Annotated in this window: 28 protein-coding genes; 16 read left to right on the plus strand and 12 right to left on the minus strand. The window is 33.0% G+C overall.

The features are described from left to right. Nucleotides 1-6 precede the first annotated feature (6 nt). The 4 genes from Q0912_RS05960 to Q0912_RS05975 form a co-directional block, all read right to left on the minus strand. The gene (locus Q0912_RS05960; RefSeq protein WP_299113001.1) at nucleotides 7-1,320 is read right to left on the minus strand and encodes an ABC transporter permease; all 1,314 of its coding nucleotides are present in this window, start codon (nucleotides 1,318-1,320) and stop codon (nucleotides 7-9) included. 2 nt (nucleotides 1,321-1,322) lie between these two features. After that, nucleotides 1,323-2,249, minus strand: a complete 927-nt coding sequence (locus Q0912_RS05965) for an ATP-binding cassette domain-containing protein (protein ID WP_299113003.1) — start codon at nucleotides 2,247-2,249, stop codon at nucleotides 1,323-1,325. Between the two features lie 268 nt (nucleotides 2,250-2,517). Next, entirely contained in the window at nucleotides 2,518-3,633 is a 1,116-nt protein-coding gene (gene dnaJ / locus Q0912_RS05970) for a molecular chaperone DnaJ (RefSeq protein ID WP_299113005.1), read from the minus strand. 44 nt (nucleotides 3,634-3,677) lie between these two features. After that, a complete protein-coding gene (locus Q0912_RS05975; RefSeq protein ID WP_299113008.1) occupies nucleotides 3,678-4,226 on the minus strand; it encodes a nucleotide exchange factor GrpE in 549 nt (182 codons plus the stop codon). A gap of 165 nt (nucleotides 4,227-4,391) precedes the next feature. On the opposite strand from Q0912_RS05975, the gene Q0912_RS05980 reads away from it, so the two are divergent. Next, entirely contained in the window at nucleotides 4,392-5,045 is a 654-nt protein-coding gene (locus tag Q0912_RS05980) for a YceI family protein (protein WP_299113010.1), read from the plus strand. A gap of 279 nt (nucleotides 5,046-5,324) precedes the next feature. On the opposite strand, the gene Q0912_RS05985 is transcribed toward Q0912_RS05980, so the two are convergent. Further along, the gene (locus Q0912_RS05985) at nucleotides 5,325-5,837 is read right to left on the minus strand and encodes a fasciclin domain-containing protein (RefSeq protein WP_299113012.1); all 513 of its coding nucleotides are present in this window, start codon (nucleotides 5,835-5,837) and stop codon (nucleotides 5,325-5,327) included. Between the two features lie 130 nt (nucleotides 5,838-5,967). Here Q0912_RS05985 and Q0912_RS05990 point away from each other — a divergent pair, with 130 nt between their 5' ends. From Q0912_RS05990 to Q0912_RS06000, 3 genes are all read left to right on the plus strand, one after another. After that, nucleotides 5,968-6,522, plus strand: coding sequence for a sigma-70 family RNA polymerase sigma factor (locus Q0912_RS05990; protein WP_299113014.1), 555 nt, complete (start codon nucleotides 5,968-5,970; stop codon nucleotides 6,520-6,522). Continuing rightward, nucleotides 6,522-7,307 carry an anti-sigma factor gene (locus Q0912_RS05995; RefSeq protein ID WP_299113016.1) on the plus strand — a complete coding sequence of 262 codons (786 nt, stop codon included), beginning with the start codon at nucleotides 6,522-6,524 and terminating at the stop codon, nucleotides 7,305-7,307. Before Q0912_RS05990 ends, Q0912_RS05995 begins: the two co-directional genes overlap by 1 nt. 259 nt (nucleotides 7,308-7,566) lie before the next feature. Continuing rightward, entirely contained in the window at nucleotides 7,567-8,478 is a 912-nt protein-coding gene (locus tag Q0912_RS06000; protein WP_299113019.1) for a glycosyltransferase, read from the plus strand. A gap of 36 nt (nucleotides 8,479-8,514) precedes the next feature. Here Q0912_RS06000 and Q0912_RS06005 read toward each other — a convergent pair whose 3' ends face one another. From Q0912_RS06005 to Q0912_RS06020, 4 genes are all read right to left on the minus strand, one after another. After that, on the minus strand, nucleotides 8,515-9,420 hold the full coding sequence (locus tag Q0912_RS06005) for a TIGR01777 family oxidoreductase (protein ID WP_299113021.1): 906 nt from the start codon (nucleotides 9,418-9,420) through the stop codon (nucleotides 8,515-8,517). Between the two features lie 110 nt (nucleotides 9,421-9,530). Next, on the minus strand, nucleotides 9,531-10,322 hold the full coding sequence (gene mnmD, locus Q0912_RS06010; RefSeq protein ID WP_299113023.1) for a tRNA (5-methylaminomethyl-2-thiouridine)(34)-methyltransferase MnmD: 792 nt from the start codon (nucleotides 10,320-10,322) through the stop codon (nucleotides 9,531-9,533). Nucleotides 10,323-10,377: 55 nt separating this feature from the next. Then, complete coding sequence (locus Q0912_RS06015; RefSeq protein ID WP_299113025.1) at nucleotides 10,378-10,839, minus strand: hypothetical protein; 462 nt, start codon at nucleotides 10,837-10,839, stop codon at nucleotides 10,378-10,380. Then, nucleotides 10,817-11,320, minus strand: coding sequence for a DUF4920 domain-containing protein (locus Q0912_RS06020; protein ID WP_299113027.1), 504 nt, complete (start codon nucleotides 11,318-11,320; stop codon nucleotides 10,817-10,819). The genes Q0912_RS06015 and Q0912_RS06020 overlap by 23 nt, the downstream gene beginning before the upstream one ends. Nucleotides 11,321-11,437: 117 nt before the next feature. Between Q0912_RS06020 and Q0912_RS06025 the strand changes: the two genes are divergently transcribed. Beyond that, the gene (locus Q0912_RS06025) at nucleotides 11,438-12,508 is read left to right on the plus strand and encodes a branched-chain amino acid aminotransferase (protein WP_299113029.1); all 1,071 of its coding nucleotides are present in this window, start codon (nucleotides 11,438-11,440) and stop codon (nucleotides 12,506-12,508) included. 41 nt (nucleotides 12,509-12,549) lie between these two features. Here the strand turns inward: Q0912_RS06025 and Q0912_RS06030 are convergent, their stop codons facing one another. Continuing rightward, entirely contained in the window at nucleotides 12,550-12,936 is a 387-nt protein-coding gene (locus Q0912_RS06030; protein ID WP_299113031.1) for a nucleoside triphosphate pyrophosphohydrolase family protein, read from the minus strand. A gap of 74 nt (nucleotides 12,937-13,010) precedes the next feature. On the opposite strand from Q0912_RS06030, the gene Q0912_RS06035 reads away from it, so the two are divergent. The 9 genes from Q0912_RS06035 to Q0912_RS06075 all read left to right on the plus strand — a co-directional run bounded on the left by Q0912_RS06035 (nucleotide 13,011) and on the right by Q0912_RS06075 (nucleotide 21,628). After that, on the plus strand, nucleotides 13,011-13,196 hold the full coding sequence (locus Q0912_RS06035) for a hypothetical protein (RefSeq protein WP_299113033.1): 186 nt from the start codon (nucleotides 13,011-13,013) through the stop codon (nucleotides 13,194-13,196). A 340-nt stretch (nucleotides 13,197-13,536) separates the two neighbouring features. After that, on the plus strand, nucleotides 13,537-13,806 hold the full coding sequence (locus Q0912_RS06040) for a hypothetical protein (RefSeq protein WP_299113035.1): 270 nt from the start codon (nucleotides 13,537-13,539) through the stop codon (nucleotides 13,804-13,806). Nucleotides 13,807-13,810: 4 nt separating this feature from the next. Next, nucleotides 13,811-15,049, plus strand: a complete 1,239-nt coding sequence (locus tag Q0912_RS06045) for a hypothetical protein (protein ID WP_299113037.1) — start codon at nucleotides 13,811-13,813, stop codon at nucleotides 15,047-15,049. 10 nt (nucleotides 15,050-15,059) lie between these two features. Next, complete coding sequence (locus Q0912_RS06050; RefSeq protein ID WP_299113039.1) at nucleotides 15,060-15,659, plus strand: hypothetical protein; 600 nt, start codon at nucleotides 15,060-15,062, stop codon at nucleotides 15,657-15,659. A gap of 155 nt (nucleotides 15,660-15,814) precedes the next feature. Continuing rightward, nucleotides 15,815-17,428, plus strand: a complete 1,614-nt coding sequence (locus Q0912_RS06055; RefSeq protein WP_299113040.1) for a sensor histidine kinase — start codon at nucleotides 15,815-15,817, stop codon at nucleotides 17,426-17,428. Further along, complete coding sequence (locus tag Q0912_RS06060; RefSeq protein ID WP_299113041.1) at nucleotides 17,425-18,045, plus strand: response regulator transcription factor; 621 nt, start codon at nucleotides 17,425-17,427, stop codon at nucleotides 18,043-18,045. The genes Q0912_RS06055 and Q0912_RS06060 overlap by 4 nt, the downstream gene beginning before the upstream one ends. Nucleotides 18,046-18,086: 41 nt before the next feature. Continuing rightward, on the plus strand, nucleotides 18,087-18,827 hold the full coding sequence (locus Q0912_RS06065; RefSeq protein WP_299113043.1) for a hypothetical protein: 741 nt from the start codon (nucleotides 18,087-18,089) through the stop codon (nucleotides 18,825-18,827). 99 nt (nucleotides 18,828-18,926) lie between these two features. Further along, nucleotides 18,927-21,089: a T9SS type A sorting domain-containing protein gene (locus tag Q0912_RS06070; RefSeq protein ID WP_299113045.1), complete on the plus strand. Its 2,163-nt coding sequence runs from the start codon at nucleotides 18,927-18,929 to the stop codon at nucleotides 21,087-21,089. 119 nt (nucleotides 21,090-21,208) lie between these two features. Continuing rightward, the gene (locus tag Q0912_RS06075) at nucleotides 21,209-21,628 is read left to right on the plus strand and encodes a LuxR C-terminal-related transcriptional regulator (protein ID WP_299113047.1); all 420 of its coding nucleotides are present in this window, start codon (nucleotides 21,209-21,211) and stop codon (nucleotides 21,626-21,628) included. Between the two features lie 124 nt (nucleotides 21,629-21,752). Here Q0912_RS06075 and Q0912_RS06080 read toward each other — a convergent pair whose 3' ends face one another. Beyond that, nucleotides 21,753-23,792 (minus strand): dihydrofolate reductase, encoded by a 2,040-nt coding sequence (locus Q0912_RS06080; RefSeq protein ID WP_299113048.1) that lies wholly within the window; start codon nucleotides 23,790-23,792, stop codon nucleotides 21,753-21,755. A gap of 92 nt (nucleotides 23,793-23,884) precedes the next feature. Between Q0912_RS06080 and Q0912_RS06085 the strand changes: the two genes are divergently transcribed. Together Q0912_RS06085 and crcB are read left to right on the plus strand one after the other, a co-directional pair. Beyond that, the gene (locus tag Q0912_RS06085; RefSeq protein ID WP_299113050.1) at nucleotides 23,885-24,904 is read left to right on the plus strand and encodes an SRPBCC family protein; all 1,020 of its coding nucleotides are present in this window, start codon (nucleotides 23,885-23,887) and stop codon (nucleotides 24,902-24,904) included. Between the two features lie 22 nt (nucleotides 24,905-24,926). After that, the gene (crcB, locus tag Q0912_RS06090; RefSeq protein WP_299113052.1) at nucleotides 24,927-25,295 is read left to right on the plus strand and encodes a fluoride efflux transporter CrcB; all 369 of its coding nucleotides are present in this window, start codon (nucleotides 24,927-24,929) and stop codon (nucleotides 25,293-25,295) included. Here the strand turns inward: crcB and Q0912_RS06095 are convergent. Beyond that, nucleotides 25,292-25,894, minus strand: coding sequence for a DUF1684 domain-containing protein (locus tag Q0912_RS06095; RefSeq protein ID WP_299113055.1), 603 nt, complete (start codon nucleotides 25,892-25,894; stop codon nucleotides 25,292-25,294). The two genes, crcB and Q0912_RS06095, sit on opposite strands and share 4 nt — an antisense overlap. Between the last annotated feature and the right edge of the window lie 212 nt (nucleotides 25,895-26,106).

Below are 26,106 nucleotides of genomic sequence, written 5' to 3' on the forward strand. Positions count from 1 at the left end.
CACAAATTAATATTTCAACCATTTAAAGAGCTCTTTATAGGTTGGTTTTTTACCATACATCAAAATACCAACGCGATAAATTTTAGCAGCAAACCAAACTGCAAACATGAATGTACCAATCAATAAAATTAGTGATAAACCTTGTTGCCATAACGGTACACCAAATGGAATTCGCATTAACATCACCACTGGAGATGTAAATGGAATAAATGAAAACACTGTTGAAACTGTACCATGTGGATCTTCTATTACTGTAAACACCCCAACATAAACCGCCAGAATCAGTGGCATTAAAATTGGTAACATAAACTGTTGTGTATCTGTTTCGTTATCTACTGCTGCACCGATAGCAGCATAAAGTGAACTGTACAGCAAATAACCGCCAATAAAGAAGAAAATAAAAGCGATAATAAGATTAGCAATTGGCAAATTATTAATAGCAGTTAGCATATTTTCTGCTATGGCTTGTGCTCCTTCAGCCTGTATAGCCTGATTTACCATCTCTTGCTGAGGAGTTTGCATTTGTGCCATATCTATACCAAAGATTGCAGAAACTACAATCATTAGTACTCCACCCAGCACTACCCATATGGCAAATTGTGTAACACCTGCTAAAGATGTTCCTATAATTTTACCCATCATAAGCTGAATGGGTTTTACAGAAGAAATAATCACTTCTATTATTCGGCTTGTTTTTTCTTCGATAACACTTCGCATTATCATATTACCATAAATGATAATGAACATAAATAACAAATAGCCTGCGATGCCACCAAAAGCCAATTTTACAATATTATCTATTTTAGAACTCTTCTCGCCTTCAAAACTTTCCTGAGCTATATCAATATCAGTTTTTGAAGCTTCTATTTGCGCTAGTGTTACACCATCTTTTTGAAGTTTCATTTCCCGTAGCCGTTTTTCAATCCTACGTTCTAAACCTGATATAATGGTTAATGATGGTGACTCTTCTGAATAAAACTTTACATTCTTAGCAATATCCTCTAATGAATCAACCTTAGCAATATACAATAAGCCATAGTCTTCTTTTTCTTTAACCAAAGTCTTGGCTGTCTCTAAATCTAAGTCATTTAAATTCGTATAAGTTGTATTTTCCGTGTTTTGAAATACATCCTTTAAATACCCTGTTTCGTCCAATACAGATATAGTACGTTGTTTATCGTTATTTAATTGCGATAAATAAGCAACTACTGCAATAAGAGCAATCATTATCAGTGGACTTAAAAATGTCATTACTATAAATGATTTGTTCTTAACCTTTGTAAGATATTCGCGTTTTATAATGAGGGGTAAATGATTCATTTTTAGTTATTTTTTACAGTTTGAATAAAAATATCATTAGCTGTTGGAATCACTTCCATAAAGTGGTGCACTTCGGCTTTTGAGGTTAAAAAAGACAACAAATCGTTAGAAGAAATGTTTTCATTTATTTTAATATTCAATTTTATATCATCATTCAAATTTCTGAAAGTCGCCGGAAGCACCTCAAACTTATTTTTTATTTCTGTAAGTACCGCATCACTTCTATCAGATTGCAAACCAACTTCGAAGGTATTGGTTTTGTATTGACGTTTAATATCATTAAGTTTTCCGTCTAATATCTTATTTGATTTATGGATTAATGCAATATGATCGCATAATTCTTCGACAGATTCCATACGATGAGTCGAAAAAATAACCGTCGCACCTTCATCTCTCAATTGTAAAATCTCATCTTTAATGATATTAGCATTTATCGGGTCAAAACCTGAAAAAGGTTCATCAAAAATGAGAAGCTTAGGTTTGTGTAAAACAGTCACTATAAACTGAATTTTTTGGGCTTGCCCTTTACTTAATTCTTGAATTTTCTTATTCCACCAATCCCCTATTTCTAGTTTATCAAACCAATATTTTAATCTACTTTTTGCCTCGGCTTTGGTTAAGCCTTTGAGTTGTGCTAAGTATAGACATTGCTCACCAACCTTCATGGATTTGTACAAACCACGTTCTTCTGGTAAATACCCAATATCTTTAATGTGCTCTGGTTTTAAAGGCTGTCCGTCTAATAGAACATTGCCCTGATCTGGCATAGTAATTTGATTGATGATACGAATCAGTGTTGTTTTGCCAGCTCCGTTTGGTCCAAGCAGTCCAAAGATGCTACCTTGAGGCACAGCAATAGATACCTGATTTAGTGCTTTAAAATTCCCAAAGTTTTTAGACACGGAATCAGCAACTAATAAGTCATTCATATAGAACTTAGTTTTTTTATAGGGTTAGTCCGTAAATATATTAAATGTTGAAGAGTTTTGCATTATTTAAAGATTACTAATTGTCTATTACTGAATAAAAAAGGACTAATCCTTAGGAGTCACCCAAAACACGTTTAGAGTAAAAAAACAAAACCCACCCTTATGGTTAGATAAGGATGGGAAAAAATTGCTATGAAAAAGAAAAATTACCGCTAATTAGCATTAGCGATAATTCAAAGATAGTATTTTTTCTTAAACAGAGGCTCTTTTATGAAAACATATCTTTAACCTTTTCGAAAAAAGATTTGTCTGAGCTCTCGGGTTTAGGCTCAAAATGTTCGTCTTCTCGCATGCTTTCAAAAAATTCTTTCTGCTTTTTACTCAAAGTCTTTGGTGTCCAAACATTTACATGTACCAATAAATCTCCTTTACCATAACCATTAATACTTGGAATACCTTTTCCACGAAGTCTTAAAATTTTTCCAGATTGTACACCTGCTTCAACTTTTATCCTAACTTTTCCTGTAACAGTATCAATTTCTTTAGATGTTCCTAATACTGCATCCGGTAAACTGACATACATATCATAATGCAGGTTATCACCTTCACGCTTAAGAGTCGGATGATCTTCTTCTGATATAACTACTAATAAATCACCTGCAATACCATTACCTGGTGCATCATTTCCTTTACCAGTTACTTTAAGTTGCATACCATCAACAACTCCTGCAGGAATTTTAACAGATACTGTTTCTTCGGTTACTTTTAAGCCCTGTGCATCTGCATCAGATGGTTTTTTATCAATAATTTGACCAGATCCACCACAGGTTTGACAAGGTGAAGCCGTCTGCATTCTCCCTAAAATAGTATTGGTAACTCTAGTAACCTGACCAGAACCGTTACAAGTTCCACAAGTTTTATAAGTTGTACCTTCTGCTTGCTTTTTGCGTTTTACTTTGATTTTCTTTTCTACTCCATTAGCCACTTCCTCTAGAGAAAGTTTTACTCTAATACGTAGATTGCTTCCTTTTACGACACGCTGTCTACCACCTCCGCCGAAACCGCTGAATCCGCCACCTCCAAAAGCTCCACCAAAAATATCACCGAATTGGCTAAAAATATCATCCATATTCATACCGCCTCCACCGAAGCCACCTCCGCCCTCAAAGGCCTGATGACCAAATTGATCGTAACGTGCCTTCTTATCTGGATTACTCAATACTTCGTATGCCTCAGCTGCTTTCTTAAACTTTTCTTCTGCTTCTTTATCATCAGGGTTTTTATCTGGATGATATTTCAACGCCATCTTACGATAGGCCTTTTTAATCTCAGAGTCCGAAGCACCTTTGCTTACTCCTAATATGTCGTAAAAATCTTCTTTCATCAATTCACTTATTATTTATTCCCACGAAAGTAGAAAACTCATGTTTATTGCCCTATGACCACTTTAGGAAAACGAATCACCTTATCTCCCAGCTTATAACCACGCTCTACCACATCAATGATTTTTCCTTTTAAATCATCGCTTGGTGCAGGAATCTGTGTTACTGCTTCATGATCGTCCGCATTAAAGGCATCTCCTTTGTTAACTTCAATTTTAGATAAGCCTTTTTGCTCTAAAGTTGTTAAAAGCTTATTGTAGATCAGCAACACTCCTTTACGTAATTCTTCAGCTTCCTTATCTTCTTCGATATGCGTTAAGGCACGTTCAAAATCGTCTAAAACAGGCAACATAGCCAACATTACACCTTCGCTCGCTGTTTTAAACAATTCTATACGTTCTTTATTTGTACGCTTTTTATAGTTTTCAAACTCAGCAAACAAACGCATAAACTTATCTTTCTCTGCAACTAACTGATCTTGTAATTGTTCTTCTGCAGATTTTTGCTCTTTTTGGTCTTCAACTTCTGCTGTAGCCGTTGCTGTATTTTCTACTTGCGGTTCTTCAACCTCTTTATTTTTATTCTTTTTACTCATTTTGAGCTGTGTTTTTTAAAACTTAAATTTAAATCTTCGATTTAGGTCTGCAAAAGTACTGCCATTATTATTAAAATGTCAAAATGTCATTAACAATTTTTCATTATCAAATTGAGATTTCTAATTCATAACTTTGCACTTTAAACAAAAAATAAAAACACTGACATGAAAACATCATTTTTAAAAATTTTTACTGTAGTAGCTTTAGTGGCTTTTTCTAGCTGTAAAGACAAGGCTAATGAAGCAGAAACCACCAAAGCTGAAGAAACTGCAGTGGCAAAAGAAACGGCTGTAACCTATAAAGCTAATGTAGATAAATCCATGATTGAATGGAAAGGATTTAAACCTACAGGCTCTCATACAGGAACAATAGCTCTGACCGATGGCGTTGTAAGTGTAAACAATGGTATGATTGAAAGTGGAAATTTCACTATAGATATGAGCAGTATTGTTGTAACAGATATTCCATTAGAAGAAGAAGGTAATGCCAAATTAAAAGGACATTTAACAAGTGCTGACTTTTTTGATGTAGAAAAATATCCGAATGCTAAATTTGAAGTTACTGGTATAGAAACTGTAGAAGGAAAAACTATGCTATCTGGTAACTTGACGATGAAAGACAAAACCAACAACATTAGTATTACGGTAACAACTTCTATGGATGGTGACACCATGACTTTAACTAGTGAAACCTTTACTATAGATCGTTCTAAATGGAATGTAGAGTATGGTTCCAAGTCTTTCTTTGATAATTTAGGTGATAAATTTATCAATGACAATATTGAATTAAAAATCACTTTAGTGGCTGAGAAGGCTTAAGAGCTTTGCCAGTTCGAGTTAATTTTAGACTTGACAAAGGATAAAATTTGTATCGAGAACCTTATCGACTCCAATTACTTCTCAATACAATTTCAATAAGTTGAAAATCACTCGAAGTGACATTTATTATAAATCAAAAAGCACTTACGTACTGTAAGTGCTTTTCTTCTCCACAGCAATTCTATCTCTAAAATTGCCTTGCTATCCACCAATCACCATCAACCAAATATTGATGTATAGCTTTTGTAATAATGCCTAATACACTATTAACACTAAACTTTACTTAGGCATTACTACAGTATCAATAACATGAATCACACCATTACTACCTTCTACATCAGTAGCAGTGATTTCGCTGTAATTACCAGCTTGGTCTTTCAACCAGATTTTTCCATCTTTTTGCTTTACAGTAAGGGTTTCGCCAGCTAGAGTTTTCACTTCAACCATACCTTTACCTTTCTTTAAAGCAGCAACCACATCACTAGCCATTAATTTTCCTGGCACAACATGATAGGTTAAAACTTTAGCCAAAGTCGCTTTATTTTCTGGATTTAATAAGTTCCCTAAAGTTGCTTTGTCGATTTTTGCAAAGGCATCGTTTGTAGGCGCAAATACTGTAAATGGCCCATCCCCTTGTAAAGCACTAACTAAATCTGCTGCTTTTAATGCTGTTACCAAAGTTGAGAAGTTCTCATTACTAACGGCTACATCTACAATGGTTTTTTGAGCGGTAGCCATTTGTGAGAATGCTAAGGCTACTAAAGTTGTTAATACAAATACTAACTTTTTCATAATTGTTTTAAATTTTTGGTTAAACTAAATGGTGCACTTATTTCGTTTTTGAAGTGCTTTCGTTTATATTTACACAAGCTTGTATGTGCTGGATGAGTATGCACTTACTTTTGGGAAATCTTTAACATTAATGCAAAACGATACCACACTTATTCAACACCTAAAAAACAAGGATGAGCGTGCGTTATCATTACTCTACGATAAATATTCTGGTGCCATCTACAGTGTTATTTTAAAAATGATACGCGACGAAGGCAAAGCTCAAAACATATTGCAAGACACTTTTATGACGGTTTGGGATAAAGCTGAAAACTACGATGCCGATAAAGGTCGTTTTTACACCTGGTTGTATCGTATAGCCAAGAATAAAACGTTAAATGTGCTCAGAAAGACAGATCCGCTCATCCAAACCGATGATTTTAGTGTACATACTAATAAAGAAGATGCTATTCCTATAGACACTGAGTACTTAGAGCTTAAGGGAGCCATAACAACATTAGAGACACATCATAAGGAAGCTATTGAATTGGTTTACTTTAAAGGCTTAACCCATAGAGAGGCACATAAGGAAATGGATGTTCCTCTGGGAACCTTTAAATCTTATGTACGACAGGCTCTAAAACAACTCAAAGAAACTTATGCCAAAACGCTAAGTTTTATTCTACTAATACTAAATGCGCTGTGATGATGGATAAGAAAACGCTATTAGAAAACGGACTATTAGAGCAATACCTGCTCGGAGAACTCAACGCCAAAGAGCGCGAACAGATTGAGCAACTCTTAGCGTCTGATGCTGAGCTTAAAACCCATTTTGACCAGCTGGAACAGAATTTTGAAACCCTTGGTTTAGAGAATACCGTAACTCCACCTGTTAAAGTAAAAACTCAACTTTTAGAAGGCATAAAATCATCTTCTAATGCCACTAAAGTGGTAGATTTAAAATCTAACAACAACTCTAAATGGTATTTAGGCATAGCTGCAAGTATTGCTGGGTTGTTAATGATTGGTAGCTTTTGGATGTACAACCAACTTAATCAGGTAAAACAGCAACTACAAACCGTTGAAACCAATAACACCGAATTAAATACGACCATTGAAGTCCTTAATAAAGAATTACGAGACACCAATACCTTTTACACCGCCATTGTAAATCCAGACACTGAACAATACATTTTAAAAGGCAATGACCTACTACCTGAAGCTAAAGTGGTTAGTTATGTGAACCATAAGACCAAATCTGTGGTAATTAATACAGAACGCCTACCTAAATTAGACGACAACCACGACTACCAAATGTGGGCAGACGTTGAGGGCGAAATGATAAATATGGGAGTCATTGCTAAAGATAAAACTTTAATGACCATGGCTTATATAGACCATGCCGAATCCCTTAATATTACCATAGAACCTGCAGGTGGTAATGATCATCCAACTGTTGAGAAATTAGTTACTAATGTGTATCTTAATTAGCTTGAAAAATAAGTAGGTATTCGTTATCAATGGAACAAACTATTAAGCAAAATACCGTATTTGGAAATATAGATTTGATAGAAAAAGATTTTATAATTGAAATGTTATAAAACAGTATCTATAAATTAATTATAGTCCAGTTATTACAGAAAACAGCCACTTATTACATTTTCTTTTCCTTAAAATGGAATTAATGATACTTTCACTTACAAAAATAATAACGAACAAACGCTTTTGCATAATCCTATAAAAAACGCTCATGACATTAATAAGTCGATTTGTCTTCTCCACAAAAGAGAAGACGGAAAAGAAATCGCCAGAACGAATTAAAACTAACGATATATCGATAGTAATTCCTGTAAAAAATAACCAAATCGGAATTAATAATTACCTAAAAAATTTCTTTAAAACTCATACTGAACAAGACTATCCGAGAGAAATAATAATTGTAGATAATAACTCAAGTCCAGAAATATTGGTTAACTCTAAGTTTTTAAAATTTAGTTTACCAATAAACGTAATTAAGTGCAAAAAAATAGGCCCAGCTTCTGCAAGAAACAAAGGAGTAAAAATTGCCAAAGGCAAATGGATTCTATTTAATGATAGTGATTGCATACCAACCCAATCACTCTTAAAAGGCTACTTAAAATCAGATAATAAATCGGTCGCTTATGCAGGTAATATAAAACCTTTAAAAAATAATAGCCTTTCAAAATATTATGAGAGTCAAGAAATATTAATTCCTTTAAAAACCTACAATGCAAATGGAGATTTTGTTCCACAATATTTAATTACTGCTAATGCATTAATATGGAAACAAGCTTTCCAAGACATTGGTGGATTTAATGAAAAAATTACTATTGCAGGCGGTGAAGATGTCGATTTGGGATTACGGCTCTCAGAAATCGGAAACTTATCTTATGCGTTTGAGAGCATTGCAATCCACGATTTTTCGGACGGAATTATTGGTTTTTATAAAAGGTTTAAAAGATATGGTATTGGGAATAGGCTTGTGCAAGAGCTTTGGCAAACTGATTTAAAACCAACACTTTTTAGACCAAATGAAAGAACACTTGCAAATGAATTTTTTGCTAAATTTCAATATTTTAGTTTGATAAAAGGCTATAAAAAAGAAGATAAGCGCATAAAGAAATACGGTTTTCAGCTATAGTTGTAAATAATAATTTTTTCTCTCTAAATTAAAAAATTACCCCAGCAAATCCTCCAAAGCAGGTCTTAAATTGGCATATTTAAAATTAAAGCCTTTGTTTTCAATTTTTTGTGAGCTGACACGCTGGCTTTCAAATAAGAGGATATGCATTTTGCCCAATACTAATTTCATCGCCAACTTTGGAATGTTGGGCAAGATCAGAGGCCGTTTCAAAATGCTTGCCGCCAGTTTGGTGAGTTCTTGATTAGATACCGCATTTGGTGCTACACCGTTGTAAATGCCTTCTAATTGGTATTGCAAGGCATACATAAACAAGCTCGCTAAATCGGTAATATGGATCCAGCTTTGCCATTGCTTACCAGAACCAAAAGCAGCTCCTGCACCAAACTTAATGGGTTTTACGATTTCTGGTAAGGCACCACCATCTTTGGCTAAAACCAATCCAATTCTAATCTTTGCAACTTTACAACCTAAGGCTTTAAAATTCTCTACAACAGCTTCCCACTGCTCAACCACCTCACCTAAAAAAGAGCTTGAAATCTCAGTATGGTTTTCTTCGTAATAGTTGGTTAGACTTGTTGGGTAAATTCCAATAGCGCTCGCTGAGACTACATAATCAATTTTATAATCATGAGTTTTTATAGTGTCTTGTAATAACTGTGCGGTTTGGGTTCGGCTTTCGAGGATTTCTTTTTTGTAGTTATCTGTCCAGCGTTTAGAAATAGAAGCACCAACCAAGTTTATAATTGCAGAGACACCTTCAAAACAGGTGTGATCTATCTCGCTGGTATTGGGATTCCAGTAAAAACCTTTGTAGTGGTCTGTTGTGCTTAATTTGCTTTTGGATGTCGTTAAATAATGTACATTAATCCCTTGAGCATGACATTGTTTTACAATCTCTTGCCCTATTAATCCTGTCGCTCCAGTTATTAAAACGGTCATTCCCTCTTCTTTATGTAAAGATACGAAAGGTGTAAAGTGTTGCTACGAACTTTAGTTTGGATTTAACGTTTTGAAAAATAAAGCATTTAACTCACTGCGTTCACTAAATGCTAAGAGTTCTTTTTCCGAGCTCTTAGCATTTCACGTTTTCCAGGTGGTCCAGTAAGGCGCTCTACTGTAAAACCCACTGCTTGCATAGCGCGTCTTACACTACCTTTAGCAGAATATGTTACTAAAATACCGTTGGACTTAAGTGCTTTAAACATAATAGTGAAAATGTCCTCGGTCCAAAGTTCAGGTTGTACACGTGCTCCAAAAGCATCAAAATAAATAATATGAAATGCATCTTCTGCTTCAATAGCTTTGAAGAATTTTTCTTGTTTTTCTAATTGGAAGTTTGGTGTGATTTGATGTGATACTTCCCACGAGACTTGGTGCATGTTTTCAAACTCGGTTTTATGCGCTTTAGAAATCAATTCAACATAATTTAACTGATTAATATCAGTGGATGCTACAGGATAAGCTTCTACTCCTACATAGTTGATATGCAGTTTTAGTTTTTCTGCTTCTATCAAGGTTAAAAATGCATTGAGTCCTGTGCCAAAACCTATTTCGAGAATATAGATGCTTTCATTCTCATTAGTACTTCTAATGTACTCAGTGTGACTTTCACTTTTATGAGATTCATCGCTTGTACTTTGATTTGGCTTAGTATGGTACTTTGAATGGTATTCGTTTTGATATTCTGAATCAAACTCAGCACAATAAAAAAGCAAACCATGCTTTAAAAATACATGGTTTGCTTCTTGCAGAGCACCATGAATGGAATGGTATTGTTCATTCCAATCTTCTATCTGGATGGTTTTAGAACCATCTGCTGTGGTGATAATTTTTCGATTCATGTCATATCCTTAATATACCAAAAGACTTATGACTCATGAGCATAGGATGTTTCAACTATTGAATCAGTAATTTTTTAATCTTTGGTATTGGTCCGACACATTCGGTTTTATGACAGGCCAAACAATTATTTATTGCACTATTATGACGTACTTTTAAATCAGTATTAGATAGCGTGTCTGCCACAGCTTGTTGCGATTCAATAAAAACATTGACAAAACTATTCCAAACTGCAGTTCGTTCCTTTCCCTTTGTCATTTCCGCCGAATGTAGTCGCAATAAATCTAAAGGAATCTGAACCGGAGTTTCACCAGCAATAATCTGATTTTTAGCCTGCAGGTTAAACGCATATAGTGCATTCATTAATGCCGCCATTTCAGAGGGCTCATGCATTATGAGTTCTGGCTTTTCTTTGTCTGTTTTCTCTGTAGTTTCAGTCTTATCATTACAACTAAAGCCAAGTAGTAAGACTAAGATTACACTAAATAAATGTTCTCTATTGCTCCAATAATACACCATCGGCTTCAAAACGATATTCAAATTTTGATTCAGTGATAGCTGCAATTTCTTCTTTAGATTTACCTGCGTCTTCAGCATAATGTCTTAATTCTTCAACAGAAGTTTCTGTAACAAAGGCTTTACCATTAACTACAACATTACCTTCGGCATTAAGTGGCATAAAAAAGCCATAATCTTTAAATTTTACCATCACTTGATTTTCTCCATCCATGTCTAATTTCATCCAACAACCTTTCTTGGAGCAAACCTCAACAATTTTAGCTTTCATTTTTGCAGGTACAGTATCACCAGCTTTAAGTCCTTTGTAATGTTCCATCATACGCTCTGATGATAAAGCATCTGTATCGTTGATTTCCATTCCAAAAGATGCATAGGCAAGTTCCTTTTTTACGTCTTCCACATTCTCTTCAGTAGTTTTTGTCTCATTTTTGCATGAAAACAGTACCACTCCAAATGCTAATAAAAAAACTATTTTTTTCATATCTAATATTTTCTAACGATTTATTTTGAGCCTCAAATTTACGCATTTTAAGATAATATTACCTTTTTTTAACGCTAATGATTTCGTAGTTTTGCAGAAAATTAAACCAGCCTTTTAATGATAGAAACAAACCCTAACGAAATCGTTATCGTAAAATCAGAAAACTCAAAAATTAATACTGTTGATTTTAGTAATTTAATATTTGGTCGTGTTTTTACAGATCACATGTTTGTTTGCGATTTTAAAGATGGTAAATGGCAAACTCCACAAATTATGCCTTATCAAGCAATGACGATTGAACCTTCTGCAAGAGTGTTTCATTATGGGCAAGCTGTTTTTGAAGGCATGAAAGCCTACAAAGATGATGATGGTAAAATATTTTTGTTTAGACCTAATGAGAATTGCGCCAGAATTAACAAGTCAGCTGCGCGTTTGGCAATGCCAGAATTTCCTGAAGATTATTTTTTTAAAGGTTTAGAAACACTTTTAAAATTAGATAGCGAATGGATTAAACCAGGTGTTGGAAACTCGCTTTATATACGTCCGTTTGTGATTGCTACTGAGCCTGCAATCTCTGCTTCACCTGCAGCTACATATCGTTTTATCATTATTTGTTCACCAGCTAAAGCTTATTATAATGAGCCCGTTCGTGTCTTATTTGCAGAAAAATATAGCCGTTCTGCTGATGGTGGTGTAGGTTTTGCAAAAGCAGCTGGTAACTACGCCGCTCAATTTTATCCTACGAGTTTAGCTCAAAAGAAAGGGTTTGACCAAATCATATGGACTGATGCTTCTTCTCACGAATACCTGGAAGAGGCTGGCACAATGAATATTTTCTTTAGAATACATAATAAATTAATTACTGCTCCTAATAATGACAGAATCTTAGATGGTGTAACACGAAAGAGTGTAATTCAATTAGCTGAAGATTTAGGAATTGAATGTGAAGTGAGACGTGTTAGTGTAAAAGAAATTAAAGCCGCTGCTAAAGATGGTAGTCTAAAGGAAATTTTTGGAGCTGGTACGGCTGCAGTTATAAGTCCTGTTTCTGCTTTTGAACATGCTGATGATGTTTTTGAAATTGACCAGATCGAGAATTCTTATGCTTCACTTTTTAAGAAGACCTTACTTAATATACAGCACAATCTATCTGAAGATAAGCATAACTGGAGACACGAAGTTAATTAGTTAAAATACAACTTAACACATAAAATATATATTTGAGGATTTTAAGATTCTAAAATCTCCTTAATATTAGGCTTAAAATAGTTCGGGCCTTTAAGCACCTTACCATCCTCTCTATAAATAGGCTCACCATTTTCACCAAGTTTACTCATATTACTTCGCTGAATTTCTTCGAAAACTTCTTCAATTTTGTGCTGCATCCCATGTTCTATAATAGTTCCACATAGGATATAGAGCATATCACCAAGTGCATCAGCTACTTCAACCAAGTCATTATGGTTTGCAGCTTCAAGATATTCTTCATTTTCCTCACGCATAAGTTTGTAGCGTAGCATATTTTTATCTATACCCAAATCTGCTTTTGGTGTTTCTCTGTGCCCTATTTTAAAAGCGGTATGAAATGCCTTTACAGCATTAATTTTATCTTGCATTGAAAGTGAAATTTTCATTTCCGTGAAAACGGGAATCTTAGTATTTATAATTAAATTTGCATAAAAATAAGCTAATGTTCACAACTGGTCAATTGATTTTCGGAATTTTATTCTTCATTGCTTTTATTATAGCGATTACCTTACAATACCGAAAAGATATTAAGATTCGCAAAACCCACTATAAAGGTGCCATATGGATACTCATAGCCTTTATTGGTTTTATAGGTATGATTGCTGCTGTGAAGTTTATTTTTATGTAGTTGATTCTGCTCAACATATTTTAACATATTATTTTTAGGAGATAGAGATTGTAGGTTGTTATATTATAAAAAATACTATGACTCTACTTTATGTTGTTTTGGGCTTGGTTATAATTAATGGTCTTCTTCTTATAATAAGTTCAAATAAGTCTGATGATTTTCAAGAATAAAAATCTTAGATAGATTAACCCCAATCTGCTTTTTCTACTATTTGTCCTAATTTTCCTGTTAATTCATTTTTATTTTATAAATTAATAACTCAAATATACCTGTTAGTGGGTATGTTTTGAAACATTTTTATAACGCACTTTTGTAATATTAACTAATTAAACCGACCCTTATGAGAAAAGATATTATCCCTCCTATCTTATTATTCATTGTATCATTTGTAATTATATTATGGCTGTCAAGTAGCGACAACGAATTTAACCCTTGGCTATACAGAATTCTTGGTGCTTTCGCAGCAAGTGGATTAAGTGTTGTTATACCAGGTAGTTTAAACGTTGGAGCAAATAATTTTAAGAGTTTAGCCCAAGAATCACCAAAGCTAACTGCTACAGGTGCTATGGCTGTATTTGTTTTGGTTTATTTGTTTAATCCAAATTGGTAGTAAGATGGCTAAGGAGCGAGTTGGCAAACATGATGACAATCATCTACATCTTAGTGAAGAATTAGCTAATGCTATTGTTGATAATTTCGGATATTGTTGGTTAAGCAATTGTAAAGAATTACAATATTTAGCAGTTGTACGAGATGAAGATTGTGATAAAAAAGATAATTTCCTTATCGAAAAAGGGTTAAGAAAAATAAGTGATGATGATTTTACACTAGAACAAAAACCTATACAATCTCTTTACGAAATCCCAGTACACTGCTTAGTAGGTAACAAAAATCCCAATTATAATGTTGTATCAGTTGACTTTATAAATAATATAAAGCCTGAGGCAAAAATTCCCGTTAAATATCTAAATGATGTAGGTGATATTGAGCCTCTTGGCCTAAAAGAGTTAAAAATAAGACCTCTAATTGCGGGTAGTTCAATTAATAGTATAAATTCAAACGATAAGATTGGAACACTTGGAGCATTTCTGAGTTTAAGAGAAAGGAATCATAAAGATGATATCTTTTTTATCACTAATTATCACAATTTATTTAGTTCAACTGTAATTAAACATGGAAACGACATGATAAAAGACTGGGATAAAGAAGGATTCGTTTTCCAACCTAATAATGCTTCATATGATTTTAAAAACATCATTGGAAATTATTTTAAAGGTCAATATCACAATGATAATGATAAACAGATAAACACATTGGATTATGCTATTGTTAGACTTAATATTGATGCAATTGAAAAAAAAATAGTTCCTCATCCATTTGGATCTGAAATATCAAGCTACAATCCCAAAGGTAAAAGTCTTTACACACTTAAAACATATAGTAGTGGCTTTATTAACAATGAAAGACATAGACCAAGAAACCCAATCATTAAAGGGATAAAACAGGCACAAATAGGAATGAAAATAAGGTTTCATGGTACTTCTACTGTGATAAGTAGAAAAACAAAAATTAGATCTGTAAATGCAATGGTTAAAGTTAAAAATCAATATAAAAAAGACGATAAATTAATATTTAAAAATCAAGTACTTTTTGATAGTATTGGTATTCAAGGCGATTCAGGTTCTGTACTAATTAATGAAGAAAACTATATAGTGGGTCTTTTACATGCTGGTGATTCTAAAAAGGTAAGCATTGCCAATAATATTACTGATATATTTTGCAATCACGAAAAAAACAAACAATGCAAAGACTCATGTAAACATAAAATTAAACTAAAAAGAATATTAACCTAAAATCAAAAAAATGAGTAGAAAATATGACGTAAGCAAAAAAGACGGAAATAAAGACAGTGAAAATCTTGATGGATATACAGGTGCTAGTGGATATTATTCGGGGCTTGAATTCATGGGAGAAGCTGTAATCCTTGGAGAAAATGCTGGCGCTAAAAGTCACATTAAAGAATATAGTGGATCTGATTATTTAGATTACATTAAAGTTTTAATAATTCCTCAGAATACTAAATCTAAAAAAGCTAATCTATTTCAAATTAATTCTTGTGACAATGGAAAAACAATAGAAGTACACATAGCCACAGGTGACCAACTAAAAAGTAACAATTATTCTTTAGATAAAGGATGGTCAAAAGAATTAATTCTCCATGGTAATAGTAAAAATGACCGTAAAGAAATACAGATTAGGTTTGTTGTATATAATTACACAAAAGGAAATGAAAAGGATTTAGAAATCTATCAGTGTAGTAGTGGAACTGGTAAATCTATTAGCGTTTACGATATACTTAAGAGTCAAAAAAAATCTGTTGACTTAATGGCAGAAGATCCAGGTGATATCGGTGGTACTCCTGACTCTCAAAATGGCTCTATATTAGTTGGAAAAAGACCTTAAATTTGACTTTTACAGAAATAAGATATCAAATTTTACCAGTAATAATCTTTATTACTGGTTTTTGCTTTGGCCAAAATGACCTCTTAAAACAAGCAGAACTGTTAATTAAAAACAAACAGTCAGACTCAGCTTTATTTACTTTAAACAAAATAAATTTGAAAGATCTGAGCATTTTTCAACAAGGAAAATACCATGAAATTAATGGTCTTTCTTTACTACAAAAAGACAAACATCATCTAGCTTTTGAAGCGCTACAAAATTCAAAAGAAAATTACACCTCAATTGATAGTATATCTAATATTAATAGAATTAACTTATATATAATTGATCTTTTAGCACATCAAAATGATATAAAAGTCTCATCGCAACCTTATATTAACGAATTCCTCAATTATGCTAATAAATCAAATAATATAAAAGACAAGACTGAAGCGGCTTCTACTTTAGCTGTAATATATCTTAAGGCCAATGATGGGCAAAAATCTATCAAATATTTTAATAAGGCAATTGATTTAGCACTTAAAGCAAAAGACTCTATACTAGCTACCGACTACCTTTTTAATAAAGGTGTTGTATACAGTGAAGTTTTAAAAGATTATGAAAAAGCATTAAAAATTTTCAAGGAAGTTGTCCCTATTTACGAAAAAAATAAAGACTATACGTACATAGCTTACAGCTATAATAATCAGGCGGAAGTGTATAAAAAAAAGAAAGAATATAAAATAGCTTTAGAATATTACAATAAGGCATTTTCAATCAGATTAGACAAAAACAATCTTAAATCCAAAGAAATATTCTATGAAAATATTATCCCCTTATTAGATAGTCTGGGTAAATATAAAGAAGCCTATCAGCATTCTAATGAGCTTATAACTTTAAAAGATAGCATTGACGATTCAGAACAAAACACTGCAATTATAGATGCAGAAAAAAAATATAGAACTTCTGAAAAAGAAAAGGAAAATCTAATTTTAGAAAAACAAAAAACGAAAAACAAAAATGTAGCTATAGGACTGGGAGGCAGTTTGGCTTTAGGAAGCATTATTGCATTCTTATTATTTAAAAATACCAAACGTAAACAAAAACTAGCTGAACAGGAGAAAGAAATAGAATCTCAAAAACTAGCAACCGTTCTAAAAGAACAAGAACTCACAGCTATAGATGCTATGATTGAGGGTCAGGAAAAAGAGCGGCAGCGTATTGCTAATGATTTACATGATGATCTAGGAGGTCTTATGGCTACCGTAAAATTGCATTTCAATGCGTTAAAGGACAAGCACTCTCCAGAGCTTTTCGATAAAACCAATAGCCTAATTGAGGAAGCTTACCAAAAGATACGCAGCGTTGCACATGCCAAAAACTCTGGTGTGATTGCCAAGCAAGGTTTACTTAAAGCTGTGCAGAATATGGCCGATAATATATCTGCTTCCAATAAAATACAAATCGATGTTATAGACCATGGCTTAGACAACCGCTTAGAGAACAGCTTAGAACTTACCATTTTTAGAGTCATACAAGAGTTAATTACTAACGTTATAAAACATGCCAGAGCCTCTGAAGTCACAATACATTTAACCAATCATGACGATAGTATTAATATTATGGTTGAGGATAATGGCAAAGGGTTTAATCCTAGCCAAATCACAAAAACCAATAAAGGTATGGGCATTAGTAGTATTGATAAGCGTATAGAGCATTTAGATGGTAAACTGACCATAGAATCAGAAAAGAATCAAGGAACAACTGTAATAATAGACATACCTGTATGATACGACTAGCCATTGCTGAAGATCATCAATCTCTTATTGATGGTATAAAACTACTATTAGAATACGAGGAAGATATAGAAATTATTGGCACCGCTAATGATGGTGAAGCCCTTATGCATTTAGTTCGTTTAAAGCAACCTAATGTAGTTATTACAGATATTAGAATGCCAAAAATGGATGGTATCACCGCAACAAGACAAATTAAAAAAGAACTACCACATACTAAAGTATTAGGTTTTACAATGTTTGATCAAACTGAAGCTATACAACAAATGTTAGATGCAGGTGCTTCGGGTTATTTATTAAAAAACTCTCCTTTAGAAGAAGTATTGAAAGCTGTACGCTCAGTATACAAAGGCAATACTTATTTCGATTCTAACATTAAAGTAGAAGCTGAAAATAATAGCAACAAAAAAGGTAAAGGTATTTTAACCAAACGTCAGGTTGAAATTTTAGGCTTAATTGCTCAAGGCAAAACCTCTAGGGAAATTGCAGATAACTTGTTTATAGGTGTGCATACTGTGGATACCCACCGCAAAAACATGGCTCGTATACTCGGTTTAAAAGGTAAAGGAGAACTGATGCGCTATGCCTTAGAAAAGAAGTATAAATTTTAAACGATATTACTCAAACAAATAATTAAACTAATATGTAACCCATGAAAAAAATTCTTATATTTATTATAACCGCTACTTTATTCTATAACTGCAAAACACCTGATAGTTTAAGAAGCTCTGATGATGACCTAAGACGTATAAGTTTTCATACTACAGACTTAATCTCTATCGCTGTGCCAACTATTTATGAAGGAAATATAAAATACCTTGATACTAATAAAAGGAAAACCTGGGTAGATGTAGATGATGTGGCACACGATAACACTTTACTTCATTCATTATCAGATATTCTATCGTCAGTAACCGTTTATAAAACTAACAGAGAAGGCTCTTTAACATTGATTGGCAATTCAATATCCGCAAAAGACGAAACCTATAAAGTAATATATGATTTTTCTCAAACTCAAACTATAGAAGGTGATAGCATTAAAAAATCCATTGGTGTTGCCGTTAGGATGATTGCTGAAATCACAACTTCTAAAAGAGGTCTGGATTTAACTAATTTATTTAAACTAAGCGTAGATGCAGAAAAAGAGAATATTAGTGGCTCATTAACTGTAAGATCAATTGGTATCTCTTCCCAAAAAGTAAATCAAAGTATACCTACAACAACAGATTTATCACCAGCTTCAATTGCTACTGCATTACAAACGGTTGCTACAATTAAATCTAGTATCTATGACAACGAAACGAGAATAACACCTTACTTAATAGGCTTTAGTGTTCATGGCAACACTAAAAAGCAAGAGGTAGAAAGTATAATTAATAATACAAGCCTTTGATATACATAATTAATTGTTACCTCAAAAATCCCCATTACTGGGGATTTTTTGGCTTTACTGTGTTTTGTAGGTTTACAAAGACTATTAATTCTTGTTATTATGAAACAACTTTTACTCTTATGTGCAATTTGCACTTCAATCAATCTATCTTTTTCGCAAGCTCCAGAAACAAGCCCAGATTATAATGCATTAATAGCATTATATAATGCTACTAATGGAGATTCGTGGTCCAATAATACTAATTGGCTAAGTAATCAGCCTATAAGCACTTGGTATGGTATAACAGCAGAGAATAATCGCGTAATAGGTATTAATTTGCAAAATAATTTGCTCGTTGGTAATTTACCTATTGAAATAGGCGATTTTACAGAACTACTTTCAATCAACTTACAAACCAACTATCTGTCTGGTGAAATACCATCTTCTATTGGAAATTTATCTGCTTTAACAACTTTAGGATTAAACAACAATTCACTAAGTGGCACTATTCCTAATGAAATAGGCAACTTAACTAACTTATTTAATTTGTATCTAAATGCTAATCAAATCACAGGGAGTATTCCTTCCAGTCTGGTAAATCTGGCACTCAACCATAACCTCCAAGCCTTAAATTTAGGCATCAACAAATTATCTGGGATTGTACCAGACTTTTCTGCCACAAGTATTGTACTACTATGGATTCAGGATAATAATTTTCAGTTTGGCGATTTCGAAAATCAGCATTCTGCATATGTTAACAATCCCAGTTTAAGCTATCTGTTTTCACCTCAAGGTTTTGTATCTGCACCAGAAAGTCAAGCGGTAAGCATAGGACAAAGCACAAACATAAATGCCAATATTTCGGGTAGTCAAAACATGTTTTCTTGGTATAGAGATAATGGTGACGGTACATCTACTTTAGTAGATTCTGATACATTATTTGATCTCACTATTAATTCTGCTTTAGATTATGGTAGCTATTATTTAATCGCTACATCGGCTCTAATTCCAGGTTTAAATCTAAGAACCTATAATCTTACAATTGCAGATTTGCCAAGTAATCATCCAGATTATAATGCTCTTGTAGCACTATATAATAGTACCAACGGCAACAATTGGACTAACAATACTAATTGGCTAGACAATACTAAACCTATTAATACATGGTTTGGTATTTCATTAGAATTCAATGGTAATAGAGTAGAGCGATTAAATTTAAGTAATAACAATATCTCCGGAACTATACCTCCAGAAATCAATGGATTAACAGAACTCGAAGAAATTATCATTAAAAATCATTCGCTATCGGGTGAAATACCTGAAACATTTTGGAGTCTAAATTTGCAAAACCTTTTTTTAGATAACAGTGAAGACTTTGAAGATCATAGTTTAGAATTTACAAACACCACTAATCTAACTATCGGAAATATGCCAAATTTATTTTGGTTAGAATTAAGTGACATGGATATACCTAACCAAGCATACAATGAAATTAAAAATTCTTCAATAAATATTTTGACTTTAGACAATTGTAATTTAGGTTCAGATATACCTGTTGAGTTTGCAAACTTTGCACAAGTTATTGTACCAAACAATAATTTTAGCGGAATAATACCCAATGAATTCTCAACCACCACCAGCTTGGTGACTTTTAATATTTCAAACAACCTATATGATTTCTCCGATTTGGAATCTTTAGCCAATAACAATAATATCAATAACTTCCTGTATTCACCACAACGAACAACAGACACAGAAGATTCTGTAACAAATGCTGTTGGAAGTAATATAATGCTTAGTGTAAATGATACTGATATTGGTAGAAGTTCTAATACAAATTCGGCTATGAATAATCAATATCAGTGGTTCAAGGATAATTTAGAAATTATTGGTGCAGTTAATTCTAGTTATACCATAACAAATGCTCAAGAAAGTGATAGTGGTGTTTATTTTTGCCGTATTACTAATACAATATTACCAGAACTAGTGATTGATAGAGCTCCAATAACGTTGACTATCGATAGTAGTTTAAATTTAAATAATAACGACGAAAACGTAATTTCCATTTTCCCAAATCCCGTAAAAAATTGGTTAACAATAAAGACTTACAACTTAAATCAAGCAAGTCTAATGATATATGATATTAGTGGTCGTGTAGTAAAACAAAAAACCATAATAGGTTCGCAAAACATTCTAAATATAGAAGACTTAAAAACGGGTATGTACCTTTTAAATGTAAAAGACAAAAACAAAGTACTAACCTTACGATTTATAAAACAATAATTAGCTGTTAATTGCGATAGTTGGGTTGCTATTAATCTAAAACCAACCTATACCAACTATCATTAAAATCCCCTTTAAAGGGGATTTTTTCAACTAACACCATGTCTTAACTTCACTTTATGAAAAACTTAAAAAAAAGTGCTAAAACAGAGTTATTGCAATTAACAAGTCAGCTAAAAGCGAATAAAAAAACGTTAAATCATAATGAATTTATTTCAGTTTTAAATGAAATGAAGTCTATAGTTATCAATAAACAATTTGTAGAAATCGCTATTCAGTCATTAAAAGTTTTAAATCAAACCAAGGTAAAACACAAAGGCAAACTGACAAATAGAGAAGAAGAAATATTAGAACTTATTGGAAAAGGCCTTCAAAACAGTAGTATAGCAAAACAGTTAAATCTAAGTAAATCGACAATTGAAACTCATAGAAAGAATATTAGAAAAAAACTTAAACTAAATGGGACAGATAATTTATTTGTTTATGCCCTATTATTCAACTTACAAAATCATAATCTTATTACATATGATAATTCTTAATTAAAAACATGGATATATGATGCTTCTAACTATTTTACTTATTATCAATTTTCTTTTATTAAAATTTAGCGCAAACAAAAAGCAGCCTAATTAGGCTGCTTTTTAATTTAAAATATGAATTATCTTAATTTACCTCAGGCAAATAGTTATACTTTTTACTGTACTCTAACATTTGTTCTGGGAAACCTACTGGCTGAGTCACTTTAATCACAGTTATTTCACCAGCGTCATTCATCTCTGGTACTAATACCGGGTTTACAAATCCACTATAAGGTGCAGATGTAAACTGCTTGTTACGTTCTAAAACCTCAGCGTGAATCACCTGGTCTACTTTTACACCATAGCCTTCTACCAAAGCCTCAACTGCTGTATAATCACCTTCAGATTTAATACGTTGGGTTTCTCTTAATAACTGTCCAAATAAATCGTGTAACTTGTCATAATCATTAATATTAAAATATGTCTTACCATCTTTAGTTACCTTTTCAATTACATTATCTGCTTTTCCTTTTTCATATACCCATGCACTTACCCATTGTCGGTTTCTCATGTGAGCTTCTTCAACATCATCACCAAGATTTAAGCGAATTAATTGTGTCATTAAACCATTTCTTATATAGCCATCGTAAGCAGCCATACCTACCTTTTTCCAATCCTCTACCAAACCTAATTCTTGTAATTTAGAATCGTATAAATAGTAGAGTCCTACTAAATCGGCTCTCCCTTCTTCTAAGGTTGACGCATAGTTCTTTAAAGTTTCTTTGGTCTCACCTACTCCAGGGTTTAACTGACCCGAAGCATGGCCTATTACTTCATGTAAAGCAGTATGTAATTTATCGGCTAGCTTTCCATATTTTTCTTCTAATTCAAACTCTTCTTCATCGTGTACAAATTCCTTTAAACGTCCACTTCCACCTGCGTTATTATAGGCGTTGATAATATTTCCAAGTGAAACAGATTTACTTCCCACTTCTGCTCTAATCCAGTTGGCATTGGGTAAATTTACACCTATTGGTGTACTTGGGGATGCATCACCAGCCTCACCAGCAACATTTACTACTTTATATGTTACACCAACAACATTTTTCTTTTTATGCTCATCCATCAATGGAGAATTATCTTCAAACCATTGTGCGTTATCAGATAAAACCTTCATCTTTTTAGACATATCAAAATCATTGATTTGTACAATAGTTTCGTAAGAACCTCTATAACCTAAAGGGTCATTATACACTTCGATAAAGCTATTAATGTAATCTACATTGCCAGCAGTAGCAGCTGTCCAAGCGACATTATAATCGTCCCAGGTTTGTAAATCTCCTGTCTTGTAATATTGAATTAATAGTTTAATAGCATCACCCTGAGCTTTGTTTTCTGCAACACCTTGCGCTTTTTCTAACCATTCTACCACTTTGTCTATAGCTGATCCATATAAACCACCAGACTTGTATACACGCTCTTTTAAAACGCCATTCTCTTTAACCAACTGAGAGTTTAGACCATAAGATAGTGGACGTTTTGAGTCAGGAGACTTTTTAGCAGCATAGAATTTTTCAACATCTGCATTAGTAACATTTGGCCCATAAAAATTTACTGCAGATAAGGCTACATTATCAACACCTTTGGCCTGATTTACTTTTTTAGAGTCTTCATCATTAAAAATAACATTAAAAGCCTCACCGTCTAATTTTGTATTGCTCGCCAATAGCAATTCATTAAGGTAATCTTTATTAAAATCTGGTTTTAACTTATCATTTGAATAATGATGATGAATACCATTACTAAACCAAACACGTTTTAAATAGGTTTCAAAAGCTTTCCAGCTATCAGTGGTTTTGTCTCCGTTATAATTTTTGTAAATAGTTTCTAAAGCTTTTCTAATCTTTAGATTGTGTCTGTAGTTTTGATCCCACATAATATCTCGACCGGCCAGACCAGCTTCTGTTAGATAATACACAAGTTTTTGTTCTTTTAAACTAAGATTTTCCCATCCAGGAATTTGGTAACGAAGAATTTTAATGTCAGCAAATTGCTCAACATTATAGTTAAATTTCGCTTCTGCTTTTTCCTTTACATCTTCTATTACAGGTTCTTTTGCATCATCTTTACAAGACAAAGCAAATAGAGCGATAAGGCAGATTGTAAATATTGATTTTAGTTTCATAAATATGTTAGTTTTTTTAATGTAAGCAAATGTAACATATATATCACATATGATAAAATTACTATCTTTGGGTAACTACTAAATCAAATGCAATGAAAATACTTAAATACATCTTGTTACTGCTATTGGTTTTAATCATAGGTTTTTCAATATACATTGCGGTACAACCCAATTCTTTTGAGGTGACAAGGACAAGGACTGTAAATGCTCCTCAGGCTGTTGTTTATAACAACATCATCGATTTTAAAAATTGGGAATCGTGGAATTCATGGGTAGAAGCAAAACCTGAAACAAAAATTACCTTGTCTGAGCAGACCAAAGGTGTTGGTGGTTCATACTCATGGGAGGATGAAGATGGCATTGGCACAATGAAAACTACTGATACAAAACCAAACAGTTCCATCACACAAGAAATGCAATTCGCTGATTTTCCTGTTAATGAAGTTACATGGGATTTAAAATCTAATACAAATGGTACAACCGATGTTACCTGGTCCATTTCTGGTAAAGATTTACCTTTTGGTTTTAAGGCTTTTGCTACAATAATGGGCGGCATGGAAAAACAAATTGGACCACACTATGAAAGAGGTTTAGAAATGTTAGATAGTGTTGTGCAAAAAGAAATGAAAGTGTATAGTATTAATACCGAAGGCGTAAAACAACATAGTGGTGGTTTTTACCTCTACAACACCACTTCTTGTAAGTTTGGTGAGTTTGAAACAAAAATGAAAGAAATGCTTCCAAAAGTTGGTGCTTATGCTATGACAAATAATGTTACTATGGCAGGACCTCCTTATATCTTATATCATAAATGGGATGAAGAGAACGATGCTGTAATTTTTTCTTGTTGCGTACCAACCAATTCTAAAGTGGTTTCTAATGAAGAAGGTATATTAACTGGTCAGTTAGAATCATTTAAAGCTGTAAAAACGGTTTTAAAAGGAGATTATAATAATCTAAAAGAAGCTTGGGAAGCCACCATGAAATACATTACTGACAACAATCTAGAAATGATTGAAGTTGGACCAATGCTAGAAACCTATTTAACAGATCCCATAGGTACTCCTAACCCGGCAGATTGGGTTACCGAAATTTATGTTGCTGTGAAATAGTTAATATTCTTATAGCATATACATGAAACAACTCTTACTTGTATTTATTGGAGGTGGCTTTGGAAGTGCGCTTCGTTTTGTTATTGGAAAATGGCTTAACAGTTCTGGAGATGGTATTCCTTATGGCACTTTTACAGCTAACATTCTTGGTAGTTTATTAATTGGTATTATTTTAGGATTAGCTGCAAAAAATGATAGTCTTTCTGAAAGCCAAACACTTTTATTAGCCACAGGCTTTTGTGGAGGGTTTACAACATTCTCAACCTTTGCTTACGAAAATCATGTGCTTTTAAAATCTGGTGATTTCACAAGTTTTGCAATTTATACTATTGCTAGTTTTGTTATTGGATTTCTAGCTGTATTTTTCGGAATGTATTTAGTAAAACCCTAATACTTTTTAAAAGCTTTAACTCCAGCTTTTACTTCTGTAGCGATATAATTTTCCCTTGGTACAATTGGGCATGAGTACTTTTCATTATAAGCACAATATGGGTTATATGCTGTGTTAAAATCAATCATTAAGGTATCCCCTTCAGGAATTCGCAAATCGATATAACGACCACCACCATAGCTTTCATTTCCATTAGTATCGTCTAAAAATGGTAAAAACAAATAATCACGATATCCTTCTGTCTGCATCTGCTCTTTTCCTTGATACACATTAAGTTGACACCTAATTCCTTTCAACTCAAAAGTAACTACCCCAAAAATACGTTCTTTAGATACACGATCTGTAGTGGTCTTCATGTCAAACCATTTAGAATCTGGCGTTCTTTTAAGATTTGCTTTAACCACATAGGTTGAATCAAATCTGAAGAAATCCAATCCTTTAAAGGTCTTTAAATCTTTCTTTTTTAAAGGTGATTTACTTGCGTCTTTATACTCTGCATTAAGTTCTTTTTGCCATTGAGTTTCTTCGTTTAACATTTGTTTGTCTTGTGCGCAACTCAAAGAAAAAATCATTAAAAAAAGTAAAAAGAAATGCTTCATATCTAAATCATTTTAAAACTCAAAAATACAACATATCAATTTTTATTGTAGCTTTGAGCTATTAAACAAACAAAAATAATGTTACAAGTTAATAGATATGTAAGGCTAACCTGTGTGATTTCTACGGAAAACATTCGGACGCATTATCTATTGTAGCTATACTTATATACTATTAAACAATATTTAAAAGTCCGACGATACCGTCGGACTTT

Origin of the sequence: uncultured Winogradskyella sp., assembly GCF_947498345.1 — a bacterium.
Lineage (GTDB): Bacteria > Bacteroidota > Bacteroidia > Flavobacteriales > Flavobacteriaceae > Winogradskyella.